This is a genomic window from Methylocella sp. CPCC 101449 (assembly GCF_031921685.1).
Taxonomy (GTDB): Bacteria; Pseudomonadota; Alphaproteobacteria; order Rhizobiales; family Beijerinckiaceae; genus Terripilifer.
This window is the reverse complement of the sequence record NZ_JAPDHU010000004.1, coordinates 39,800-51,986: the sequence shown is the minus strand read 5'-3', so window position 1 is coordinate 51,986 and position 12,187 is coordinate 39,800. Positions and strand designations below refer to the sequence as shown.

Below are 12,187 nucleotides of genomic sequence, written 5' to 3'. Positions count from 1 at the left end.
AAGCCCCGGTTTTGCACCGGGGCTTTTGTTTTGGCTCAGTTATATTTGCCCGTGGCATTGATCGCGGCCCAAACGCGGTGCGGCGTATAGGGCATTTCCAGTGCATTGATGCCGAGCGGCCGCAGTGCGTCGATCACCGCATTGGTCACGGTGGGCACGGCACCGGTGGCGCCGGCTTCGCCAACGCCCTTGGCACCGAGCGGATTGGTCGGGCTCGGCACAGGCCGATCCACCAGTTCGAGCTGCGGCAAGAGATCGGCGCGCGGCATGAAGTAATCCATGAAGCTGCCCTGCACCGGCTGGCCGTCGCTCTCGCCATAGGTGATCACTTCACCCAGCACCTGCCCCATGCCTTGCATCAGGCCACCGTGCAATTGCGCTTCGGCCAAGGTGTGATTGATGATGACACCGGAGTCGTCGACAGCCACGTATTTCACCACCTCGATCATCCCCGTCGCCGGATCGATCTCCACTTCAGCGATATGCGCGCCCGTGGGGAAGGACAGGCTGACGGGAACACCATCGAGCGTGTCGAGGGGATTCTCATCCTTCTTTGCCGAAGTATTGGCCAAGGTCTTGGCCAATTCGACGAGACCGATCGACAGATCGGTGCCGCGCACCCGATAGGTGCCCTTGTCGAATTCGATATCCATTTCGGCGGCTTCCAGGTGCTTGGCGGCGAATTCCTTGCCCTTGCGCACCACCTCGCGCGCCGTGACCGTCAACGCTCCACCGTGGTTCATGACGCCGCGCGAGCCGATGCTGCCGGAGCCCTTCAGATCAGGACCATCGGGATCGCTGAAGCGCAGCGTGATCTGTTCCGGGTCGATGCCGAGTTCCGCGGCAACGATTTCCGGATAGACCGTTTCATGGCCTTGGCCCGACGGGCCCGACACCGTGTAGATGACCGGATTGCCGGATTCGCCGAATTTGATCGCCGCTTCTTCGCGCGGAACGCCGCCGCCACCCGACGGTTCGATGAACACCGACAGACCGACGCCGAAAAGCATGCCGCGCTTCTCCGCCGCCTTGCGGCGCTTGGCGATGCCCTTCCAGTCGGCGGTTTTCAGCGCATCGGCGAGCAGACCGGGCGGATCGCCGCTGTCGTAGGTGGCTCCCGTCGGCGTCTTATACGGAAAGGCCTTGCGCGGAATGAGGTTCTTGCGGCGCAGCTCGACCCGATCGATGCCTGTTTCGCGCGCCGCTTCCTCGATCAGCCGTTCGGCAAGATAGACGACATTCGGGCGCGCAGCACCGCGATAGGGGCAGGTCGGCGTCGCATTGGTGACGACGAGGCGATGCAAGCCATAGACCGCCGGAATCGCATAGACGCTCGTTGGATTGGAGCTTGGCCCCGCCGTATTGGTGAGCGGACCGGAGCCTGACAGATAGCCGCCGCAATCGACGATCCATTCGATACGCAGCCCCAAAAACTTGCCATCCTTGGCGAGCGCCAGTTCGCCCGACAGAATGGCGCCACGGCCGTGGTGATCGCTGAGGATCGTCTCGGCTCTCGTCGCCACCCATTTCACCGGCCGACCGATCTGCTTGGAAGCGAGCATGCAAGCGCAATATTCCGAATAGGCTTCACTGCGCACGCCAAAACCGCCGCCGACATCCCAGGCATGGAAGCGGATTTTTTCCTGCGGCACGCCCGTACCCGCCGACAAGCCCGGCCGCATCATGGTCAGGCCCTGCGACGGCGCATAGACATCGTACATGTCCTTCTTCGCGTCATAGCTGGCGAGACAGGCCTTGGGCTCCATCGGATTGCCGACGATACGCGGCGCTTCGACCGTGATCTTGGTGACGTGATCGGCCTTGGCGAAAGCCTCGTCGGTCTTGGCGTTGTCGCCATATTCGTAGTCGAAGACCAGGTTGTTGGGGATGTGATCGTAAAGCTGCTGGGCATCGGGCTTGAGCGCTTCGCGGCCACCGACGACGACCGGCAGATCCTCATATTCGACCGCGATCAGTTCAGCCGCATCCATTGCCTGGAGCTGCGTCTCGGCGACGACGATGGCGACGCTATGGCCGACGAACAACACCCGATCAATGGCCAGGACGTCGCGCCCGGTCTCGATGAGCTTCATCCCGCCCTTGCCGGGGTAACGCACCATGTTCGGGATGGGGCCGAGGCCCGCCTCGCGTGCGTCCTTACCAGTAATCACCGTCAAGACGCCGGGAGCGGCCAGAGCCGCCTCGACGTCGATCGACAGGATTTTGGCATGGGCCCGGTCGGCCCGCAGGAAACAGGCATGGGCTTCACGCGGGAGCGACCAATCGGACGTATAACGCCCCTGCCCCGTCACCAGGCGAAAATCCTCGCGACGGCCATTAAACTTCGACGACATGCTGTCCCCTTATTGAAACCCTAGGATTGTTTGCCCAATCCTTTTTACTATTCGATCAAACTTTTGGCCCGCTCCGCAAGAGGCTTGGGCGTGGCCAAAACGTCCGCGACAACTTTTTGCATATCGACGCCCCGTACCGGATCGACATCGACCCGGGACTGAGCCGCCTCCTTGAGGAAATCGGGGTCTTGCATCGTTTTGTCAAATGCCTCGCGCAGGGCCGCCACCCGGTCCGCCGGGACACCGCCATTGGTGGCGAGCGGCCGGCCGAGCTTGGTGCCGGAGGTGATGAGATCGACGATGCGGCGGGTATCAGGGTCCTTGACCAGATCGGAGGCGATCGGCACGTCCTTGAGATCAGCCTGGCGCGGGCCGGCGTAGACGAGCACTTTGATGTCGCCGTTCTTCAACCATTCCGGCTTGGTGACTTTCCAGCTCGACCACGTGTTGTTACGCGCCTGCACTTCGCCGCGTTCCATGGCCAGATTGATATCGTTGCCGCCGGGGTAGCCCGAGACGATCTTGAACTTGGTGCCGAGAAACTCGTTCAGCATGCCGGGAAACGTATAGGTGATCGCGCCCTTGCCCGTGGCACCCGCAATGATTTCCTTCGACTTGGCTTCTTCGATGGTGTTGACGCCGGCGGACTTCCAAACGGTCATCGTTTCGACGGTTGGCGAGATCGAGCCGATCCAGTTGAACTTGCCGAGATCGAAGCGGATGAGATCGACACCGGCGGCCTGCATGGCCGGAAAGTTATTGGCCATCATGCCGATGTTGGTGCCGTCCTTGGCGGCGACTTCCGCCAGATAGGCGCCCATTTTGGCACCGCCGCCACCGGTCATGTTTTGCGGCACGACTACCGGATTGCCCGGAATATAGCGCCCGATGAAACGGGCGACGAGCCGCGCATGCAGATCATATTCACCGCCGACGCTGGTGCCGATCAGCACATTGACATTCTTGCCCTTGTAGAATTCCGCCGGTGATTGGGCCTGCGCAGCGCCCGCGGCCGTGGACAAAAAGATCAAAGCCAAGGTCCGGTAAGCGCATTTTCCACGCGTCATCCTTATTCCTCCCCTTTATGCGAAAGCCGTGATTTGGAATGGCTTTCAATGTTTTGCGACGCAATATAGGCAAGCAGATCGCTGCGTCAAAGCGTAGCTTCTTGCAATATCTGCATGATAATGCCGGGTTGCGGACGATATCGAAGCTGTCCTATAGCGCGTCATTCTCAATACCGCCGAATAAACGGCTTCTGAGGGGAAGAAAAATGAAATCTTTGGGTTTGGGAGGAATCCTTCTTGCCGGTCTCGTCGGCGTCAGCCCGGCAATGGCGCAATCGCCCGAGCAATTTTTTGCCGGTAAAACCATCACCGTCACCATCGGCTTTTCGCCCGGCGGCACCTACGATCTGTTCGGCCGCATGCTGTCGCGCTATCTCGGCAAATATGTGCCGGGCAAGCCAACGGTAATCGCTTCGAACATGCCGGGCGCTGGCTCCTTGACCGCCGCCAACTGGCTTTATCGCGTGGCGCCAAAGGACGGCACCGCCATGGCGATCGTGGCACAAACCATTGCGCAGGAAGAAGCGCTGAAGAACAAGGCCGTTCAATACAAGACGGCGGAGTTCAACTGGATCGGCCGCGCCACATCGAACATCGAAGTGCAAGTCGTCTCGACGCGCACCAAAGGCACGACGATGCAAGGCATGAAGGAGGTCGAAGTGCCGACCGCCAGCACCGGCCCGGGCTCGCCGTCGGAAAGCTATCCGAAGCTGCTCAATGCGTTGGCCGGCACGAAGTTCAAGATCATCCGCGGCTATCCGGGCTCGACCGACGGCCTGCTCGCCATGGAGCGGGGCGAAACCGACTCGGCGCTCACATCGTGGAACACCATGAAGACAACGCGCATGGATTGGCTGACCGGCAAGAAAGCCGCGGTCTCCATTCAATATGTGCTGGAACGTTCGAAAGACCTGAAGGACGTGCCGGCAGTGACCGAATTCGCCAGCAACGATGCCGACCGTGCCTTGCTCGCCTTCGCCGCGAGCAGCGCCGACATCGGCCGCGCGTTCATGGCGCCGCCGGGCGTGCCCGCCGATCGCATCAAGGCGCTGCGTGAAGCTTTCATGGCGGCGATGAAGGATCCCGACCTGCTCGCCGAAGTCGAAAAGGCCAAATTGGATTTCGATCCGGCCAGCGGCGAAGTGGTGCAGAAAATCGTCGCCGACGTGATTGGCGTTTCGCCAGACATCGTCGCGCGGATGGAGAAAATTCTGGCCGCCGAATAGGTGTGGAGAGCATGCACAATTGTGCAGAGAAAATGGCCGAAAACGGCAAAAGTTGACCTGCTATCGCTCCGCACCTAGATGCTGATCTTCGATGTCGACCCGCTGGGCCGACATCGCGCAGGACGACGCCGGCGAAGCCCTCGAATGTGCTTCTCCGGCGCGACCTGAGCCTAAAGATCAAGAGGTGCAATATGCCCACGATGGAAACGTCCAGAAACGAACCGCGATCCTTCGTCGTCGACGATCCGCAGAAGGGTGTGTTCCTGCTCGACCGCGAAGCGCTCGTCTCCGAGGATGTGCTACGCGCCGAGATCAAGAACATCTTTGCGAAATGCTGGATCTATGTCGGCCACGGATCGGAACTGAAAAAGAACGGCGACTTCCAATCCCGCCGCGTCGCCGGCCGCCCCGTCATCTTCGCACGCGACAGCAAGGGCCAGGTGCGCTGCTTCTTCAACACCTGCCGCCATCGCGGCGCGCTGGTGTGCACGGAACGCCATGGCAACGTCCGCCGCTTCAGCTGCGTCTATCATGGCTGGATCTACAACAACGACGGCTCGCTGGCCCGCATCCCGGGCGACGAAGCCTATATCGAAAATTTCGACACCAGCGGCCTCGGACTGAAATCGCCGGCTCGTTTCGAACAGTATCGCGATTTCTGGTTCATGTGCCTGGACGCCGATGCGCCGGCGCTCACCGACTATCTCGGCAAGGCGACCGATTACATCGATCTCGTCATCGAGCAGTCGCCGTCCGGCAAAATGGAAGTTCTGCACGGCACGCAGGAATATGACGTGCAGGCGAACTGGAAACTGATGGTCGAAAACAGCGTCGACGACTATCACCTGCCGACCACCCATTCGACCTGGCTGAACTTCATGGCCAATTCCGGCGTCAAGGTGGAACCGCCGAAAGACAAGGACCTGGTGCTGCCGACGCGCGGCTTTGCTTTCGATCTCGGCAACGGCCATTTCACCACCGATAACGTCAACTTCCGTGGCCGTCCCGTCGCCGCCTGGATCCCGCTCTATGGCGAAAGCGCTAAGGCCGAAATGACGGAGATCCGTGCCGAGCTCGTCGAACGCCTCGGCGAGGATCGGGCGCGACGCGTCGCCGACACCAACCGCAACCTCGTCATTTTCCCCAATCTGGTCATCAACGACGGCTCGTCCGTCACCATCCGCACCTTCTTCCCAGATGGGGCGAACAAGATGCAGGTGACCGCCTGGGCGCTCGGCCCCGTGGAAGAAAGCGAAAGCGCGCGGGCGCGCCGGCTCGATGCCTTCCTCACTTTCTATGGCCCCGGCGGCTTCGCCACGCCAGATGACGTCGAAGCGCTCGAACTGGTGCAGCAGGGCCTCGCCAACTGGTCGGACGATCGCTGGTCGGAAATGTCACGCGGTTTCGGCCGCGAGGGTGAGCAGCTCAACAGTGACGAGCATCACCTGCGCACCTTCTGGCGCCACTGGAACAAGCTGATGACGGGAGCGCAGGCATGAGCGCGCAAGCCGACACTCTTGCGGACGTGAAAGTCACCCGCGCGGAAGTCGAAGACTTCTTCTATCACGAAGCCGCCCTGCTCGATGAGTGGAAGCTCAAGGAATGGGAAGCGCTGCTGGCTGACGATGCGACCTATTACGTGCCGCCGAACGATGACCTCGACGGCTCGCACAAGGATACGCTCTACATCATTTCCGATGATCGCGAGCGTATTCGCCAGCGCATCATCCGTGTGCTCGACCCGAACTGCCACGCGGAATTTCCGAAGTCGCGCACCTGCCGGCTGATCACCAACGTCCGCGTTCTCAAAGTCGAGGGCGACCTGGTGACGGCAACCGCCAATTTCGTGTGCTATCGCTATCGCCGCTTCCAGCGCGAATTCAGTTATGTCGGCACGTATCGCTATATTCTGCGCAAGGATGGCGATCAGTTTCGCATCAAGGAGCGGCGCGTATTCCTGCACGCCCACGAACTGGGGCGGCTGGGCTCGGTCAGCTTTATTCTGTAAAAGAATGGTCGAAACCTCTGTGTCATCCCCGACAGCCGCGCAGCGGCTGAGCGGGGATCCAGAGCCAGTGGCAAAATGCTGCTCGCGCGAGATGGAAGGTCATGCGCTACGGTGATGCAACGCTTCACCGCGCGCTCTGGATTCCCGCTCGCGCCTGCGGCGCGTCGGGAATGACAACTGGACTCTCGTTTGTGGCGTTTGATATGTCCATCAAACGGAAAACGCCATAACGGGGCAAGACAACCACTATGACGACGATCGAACAGGCGAGCGCCAGTCTCGTTCCCTATAAGCTTGAACAGGCTGTCGGCGGCTCCGGCGTCGCGGCTGTCGATATGATCGTCGTCGAACTCGTCGACAGCGATGGCGCGACGGGCCTGGGATTTTCCTATGTGCTGGGCGGCGGCGGTGAACTGGCTTTGCGCGCGGCCGATGCGCAACTGGCGCGTTTCGTGCGCGGACAACCAGCCACGGCGCCACGAGCCTTGTGGAAGAAGATTTCCCAGAGTTTCAACCGCACGGGCCTCGGCCCCAATCTCGTCGGCCTCGCCGCCGTCGATGTCGCCGCCTGGGACCTCCATGCCCGGCGCCAGAACCTGCCGATGGGCGTTGCTATGGGCGGCCAGATCCGCGCCACGCCGGTCTATGGCAGCGGTGGCTTCAACGTCGTGCAGTCGGCGGCAGAGGCCGCCCATGTTGCCGAGGCAGCCGTGAAGCGTGGCCTGGGCGCCGTCAAGCCGCGTATCGCTGGCGTGCGCAAGGATGTGGAGGTGATATCGGCCGTGCGTCAGGCGATCGGCAATCGCGCCCATGTCATGCTCGATGCCAATGAGAAATGCGATCTGGCGGCGGCGCAATGGCTGATGGCCCATGCGCGCGACAATGACGTGCTGTTCGTCGAGGAGCCGCTGCCGGCAAGCGCGCTGCATGGCTATAAAGTGCTCAGCCGCATGGCGGGCGCGCCCATCGCTACCGGCGAGCATCTGCAAGGCTTGCGCGATTTCACCGCTCTCATCGCCGAAGGTATCGTCAGCGTCGTGCAGCCCGATCTCGCGATGATCGGCGGCCTGACGCCATCGCTCGATCTGGCTGTTCTCGCCGAGGCTTTCGACGTTTCGGTGAGCCCGCACTTCCTGCCCGGGCTCTTCGTCCATCTCGCCGCCGCATCTCCGGCGGTACGCTGGCTGGAGGAATTTCCGCTGCTCGAACCGATGTTCGATGGGCTGCCAGAGATCGCCAAGGACGGGACGATGAGCGCGACGGCGGCGCCGGGCCATGGCCTGTCGCTCTCGAAAAAGGCGCTTGCGGTGCAAGCGCCTTTCCCTGGTTGAAAAATGCCTCGAAATATGAGGTTCTAGGCAAAACCGCGTTTCTATCGAAACGCGGTTTGCTTTAGATCACTCGACCTTGATTTTGGCCTTCTCGACGATCTCGGCCCAGCGCTTGGTCTCGCTGGCAATGATGTCGCGGAATTCCTGCGGCGTCGTCGGCCAAGCCTCGGCGCCGTCGCGTTCCAGCGCTTCCTGCATCGCCTTCGAGCCCAAGGCACCGTGCACTTCCTTGGTCAGTTTGGTGACGATGTCATCGGGCGTTCCCGTCGGCGCCATCATGCCATACCACTGGGTCGCATCGAAGCCCGGCACGCCCGCTTCCGCAATCGTCGGAATATCCGGATCCGACTTCAAGCGGTTGGGACCGGAGACGCCGAGCGCGCGCATGGTGCCCGCACGGGCGTGCGGCAGAACGGCGGGACCGCCGGTCATCATGAACTGGATCTGGCCGGAGAGAAGATCGGCCACCGCCGGCGATGTCCCACGATACGGGACATGCGTCATTTGCGTGCCGGTCGCGACCATGAAAGCGGCGGTGGCGATATGCGCCGCGCTGCCGTTGCCGCCGGAGCCGTAGTTGAGCTTGCCGGGATTCTGGCGCGCGTATTCGATGAACTCGCGCACGTTCTTGATCGGCAGCGAGGGATGCACGACGAGCACGTTGTAGACCCGCGCCAGCATGCTGATATGTGCGAAGCTCTTGATCGGATCGTATTGCAAATTCGAATAAAGTGAAGGATTGACGCTCAGCGTGCCGATATGGCCCATGCCGACCGTGTAGCCATCGGCCGGCGAACGCGCCAGCGCGACGCTGCCAACGGCACCGCCAGCACCAGGGCGGTTTTCAGTGACAACGCCCTGCCCCCAGGCTTCCGTGAAGCGCTGACCGATCAGCCGCGCCAGGATGTCGGTCGAGCCGCCCGGCGTGAACGGCACGATCATAGTGATGTTCTTCGTCGGCCATTGCGCTTGCGCCACTGAAGAAGCAATGCCGCTGCCTGACATGGCCAGCGAAGACGCAGTCAATTGCAGAAAACGACGACGATCCATTTAAAACCCTCCCTAGTATCCTCGTGGACCTACTATGTCGTGATGCGTACGTCCAGCGTCGTTACGGTCTCAAGACCGCGCATGGCAACGACAGATCGAATGCAAGCACACGCACGCTTTGATGATTGGCTGAATAGGCGGAGACTTAGAGTTTCAAAAAACACCTATGACCATTGTTACATAATCAAGCGGTCTCCACGGACGCCTGCTTGACCTGAAGAATGCGACGCGCCCGTTCGACAACCGGCCGATCGACCATCTGCCCCTGCACCGTGATCGCACCCAAACCCGCCTGTTCGGCACGCGCATAAGCCTCGACCACTTCGCGCGCCCATTCGCACTCAGCCTGCGTCGGCGCAAATCCGCGATTGAGGAGCGGCACGACGTTGGGATGAACGCAGGTCGCGCCATCGAAGCCATGTTGGCGCGCTTCAACGGTGGCTGCCCTGATCGCCTCGACATCACGGAAGTCGGCGACACTTCTCAACAGCCCCAGAGAGCGCAAACCGGCGGCCTTGGCCGCAAGATGAACCAGAAGCTTTGGCAGCCGCAACATGTCGGGCGTCGGCGTGGCATTCATGCTCGTCGCCAAATCTTCGCCGCCGGTGATGAGGCCCCAATTGCGTAGCGTTGCCGTTGCAATGGCGGAGGCGTTGAGAACGGCGCCCGGCTCTTCGATCATCGGCACCAACCGCAGTTGATCGGTCCGTGCCATGCGCTGTTCAACACCGGTGAGGTGCGTGTCGAGCGCCTGCAACATCTCCGGCTTGTTGGCTTTCGGCACCAGAATGCCATGGGCACCGGCGAGACAAGCAGTCGTCGCATCGTCGTCCTGCAAACCGGTCTCGGCGGCATTCACGCGCACGAAGACCATGGCGCCATTCTGGCCGACCGATACGACGGACTGCGCCAACCGTTGCCGCGCACCAATCTTTTCGCTTGGCGGCACGGCGTCTTCGAGATCGAGAATGATGCCGTCGGCATCGCGCTCATGCGCCTTGGCGATGAACTTGTCGGAATTGCCCGGAACATAAAGCAGCGAGCGGATCATTTCGAAGCCCTCCGCGTCTGTTCAGTTGTCTTGCCTCCGCCAATCACGCCGGATTGAAACAGGGCTTCGATATCGTCCTCGCCAAATCCAAGCTCCTGCAAGACGGCATGCGTATCCTGGCCCGAGGTCTGCGCCGAGAAACCCGTTGCCGATGCCTGTCCATCGAAACGCACGGCGGAAGCGACGTCGATGATCGGTCCCTCAACAGGATGATCGCGATGCTGAAGGAGGCCCGTCGTCACAAGATGGGGGTCTTCCAACAAGGATTCGATCGAATGACAGGGCATCACCGGCACGCCCGCTTCGGTCAGCACGCGCAACCAATATGCGGTCGGTTGATGCTTCAACGCGTCGGCCCGCATCGCGAACCAATCCTTCGACGCGGCGAAGCGCGCCGCTACGGTTTTGAAGCGCGGATCATCGAGCAGTTCCTGTCGCCCTACGGCCTTCAGAAAGGCATGCACTTGCGGATCGGTGTTGCAGGTCACGCTCACCCATCCATCCGCGGTCGCGATCGGCAGGTTGTCAGGTGCCAGGATGCGGCTGTCACCGGATTCACCGCGCGCCGGACGGAAGGTGGCGCCGCCGAGATGTTCTTGCAGCACGAAGGCGGCCAAGGTTTCCATCATCGGGATTTCTAGCTCGCCGCCACGCCCCGTTCGGCTGCGCCGAAACAACATCGCCGTAATGGCACCGGCCGTGACTTCACCGACCACATGGTCGGCCAGCAGAAACGGCGCATAGCTTGGACGGCCGTCGCGCTTGATGAACAGTCCCGCCACACCGGCCGCGCCCTGGATCACCGTGTCGTAAGCTGGCCGGCCGCGATATGGACCAGGGCCAAACCCGGTTATGATGCAGTGGATCAATTTCGGATGCTTCGCCAGGCAAGTCGCCGCATCGAGCCCCAAGCGGCCCAGCGATTCAGGCCGTATATTGGTGATAAAAATATCGCTCTCGCCGAGCAGCCGCTCCAGCACTGGCCGGCATTGCGGATGTTTCAAATCGAGCGCCACCGATCGTTTCGAACGATTGAAGTGCATGAACTTCGGCGACAGAGAGCCCGATTTTGACGCACCACCCAAGGTGCGCAGCAGATCTCCATCCAAGGTTTCGATCTTGATGACCTCGGCGCCCATGTCCGCCAGGCGCAAAGTCGCCGAAGGACCGGCAACGACGCTGGTGAGATCGAGGACGCGAACGCCTTCCAGAGGTAAAGGTTCTGCCAGTGGCAAGGGCTCGGTCATTTCGTCACCATTTCGATGGCGACGCGTCCTTCATCATCCTCGGCCCAGAGCTTCCAGCCTTCCGTCAGCGGGGCAGCACGGAGCCTGACGTCGCGATCGCAAAACAGAAGTCCCAAATTCTTCGCCTCGTAGTAGGACGGTTCCTGCCCCGTCACGTCACGCAACAGTTGCAACAGGAACAAGGCCGTCAGTCCGCCGTTCACGACGAGCGCCGGATAGCCTTCGACCTCGGTCGCGTAAGGTTGATCGTAGTGAATGCGGTGCGCGTTGAAGGTCACCGCCGAAAAACGAAACAGCAGCGGCGCGGTCGGGCGGAATATCCGCTCGTGCAGCGCCTCGCGTCGTTCGAGATTTTTCGTCTTGGGACTCGCGGCTTCCGATGAGCTCTTCGCTTCCCGGTAGATGATGTCCTGTTCCTCGACGATCGCCGGCTCGTTCCGATCGGCAAGAAAGATCGTGTGACGGACGGTCACGATCATCAAGGGACCGCTGCGGCCGTCCTTGTGTTGCACCGAGGCGATTTCGCTGAGACGCCGCACCGGGTCCCCGACATGGAGGGGAGAATGGCTCCAGACCCGCCGGCCGCCGTGCACACGCCGTGGCAGAGGGGAGCTCGGCATGAAGCCGCTCGGCCGTGGATGACCGTCCGGGCCAAGCTCGTCCTGCCGCACCAGGGGCGGAAACAGGATGACCTGCCAGCCGAGCGGCAAAGGCTCGCCTTCGCCGCCTCGCGCAGGGTCCAGATTCAGCAGCGCAGCCAAACGCTTAACGTTTGTTTCCGCGCAAGCGTCCCAGGCTTCTTCCCGCCCATTTGAAGTCTTCATCGCGTTCATGGGGCGACGATAATCGGCCT

At 61.3% G+C, this 12,187-nt stretch carries 10 protein-coding genes; 4 read left to right on the top strand and 6 right to left on the bottom strand.

Translation table 11 applies throughout. The annotated features are described in order from the left end of the window. Positions 1–35 precede the first annotated feature (35 nt). Positions 36–2,354 carry a xanthine dehydrogenase family protein molybdopterin-binding subunit gene (locus tag OIM99_RS24870; protein ID WP_311853215.1) on the bottom strand — a complete coding sequence of 773 codons (2,319 nt, stop codon included), beginning with the start codon at positions 2,352–2,354 and terminating at the stop codon, positions 36–38. Positions 2,355–2,401: 47 nt separating this feature from the next. Further along, positions 2,402–3,421 (bottom strand): hypothetical protein, encoded by a 1,020-nt coding sequence (locus OIM99_RS24865; RefSeq protein WP_311853214.1) that lies wholly within the window; start codon positions 3,419–3,421, stop codon positions 2,402–2,404. A gap of 206 nt (positions 3,422–3,627) precedes the next feature. Between OIM99_RS24865 and OIM99_RS24860 the strand changes: the two genes are divergently transcribed. The 4 genes from OIM99_RS24860 (at position 3,628) to OIM99_RS24845 (ending at position 7,986) form a co-directional block, all read left to right on the top strand. Continuing rightward, positions 3,628–4,647, top strand: a complete 1,020-nt coding sequence (locus tag OIM99_RS24860) for a tripartite tricarboxylate transporter substrate-binding protein (RefSeq protein WP_311853213.1) — start codon at positions 3,628–3,630, stop codon at positions 4,645–4,647. A gap of 191 nt (positions 4,648–4,838) precedes the next feature. Next, a complete protein-coding gene (locus tag OIM99_RS24855; RefSeq protein WP_311853212.1) occupies positions 4,839–6,146 on the top strand; it encodes an aromatic ring-hydroxylating dioxygenase subunit alpha in 1,308 nt (435 codons plus the stop codon). After that, a complete protein-coding gene (locus tag OIM99_RS24850) occupies positions 6,143–6,655 on the top strand; it encodes an aromatic-ring-hydroxylating dioxygenase subunit beta (RefSeq protein ID WP_311853211.1) in 513 nt (170 codons plus the stop codon). Before OIM99_RS24855 ends, OIM99_RS24850 begins: the two co-directional genes overlap by 4 nt. 248 nt (positions 6,656–6,903) lie before the next feature. Next, positions 6,904–7,986, top strand: a complete 1,083-nt coding sequence (locus OIM99_RS24845) for a mandelate racemase/muconate lactonizing enzyme family protein (RefSeq protein WP_311853210.1) — start codon at positions 6,904–6,906, stop codon at positions 7,984–7,986. Between the two features lie 66 nt (positions 7,987–8,052). On the opposite strand, the gene OIM99_RS24840 is transcribed toward OIM99_RS24845, so the two are convergent. The 4 genes from OIM99_RS24840 to OIM99_RS24825 form a co-directional block, all read right to left on the bottom strand. Continuing rightward, positions 8,053–9,036 carry a tripartite tricarboxylate transporter substrate binding protein gene (locus tag OIM99_RS24840; RefSeq protein WP_311853209.1) on the bottom strand — a complete coding sequence of 328 codons (984 nt, stop codon included), beginning with the start codon at positions 9,034–9,036 and terminating at the stop codon, positions 8,053–8,055. Between the two features lie 184 nt (positions 9,037–9,220). Beyond that, complete coding sequence (locus tag OIM99_RS24835) at positions 9,221–10,087, bottom strand: CoA ester lyase (protein ID WP_311853208.1); 867 nt, start codon at positions 10,085–10,087, stop codon at positions 9,221–9,223. Then, positions 10,084–11,334, bottom strand: coding sequence for a CoA transferase (locus OIM99_RS24830; RefSeq protein WP_311853207.1), 1,251 nt, complete (start codon positions 11,332–11,334; stop codon positions 10,084–10,086). The genes OIM99_RS24835 and OIM99_RS24830 overlap by 4 nt, the downstream gene beginning before the upstream one ends. Continuing rightward, positions 11,331–12,095, bottom strand: coding sequence for a MaoC family dehydratase N-terminal domain-containing protein (locus OIM99_RS24825; RefSeq protein ID WP_311853206.1), 765 nt, complete (start codon positions 12,093–12,095; stop codon positions 11,331–11,333). The genes OIM99_RS24830 and OIM99_RS24825 overlap by 4 nt, the downstream gene beginning before the upstream one ends. Positions 12,096–12,187 lie beyond the last annotated feature (92 nt).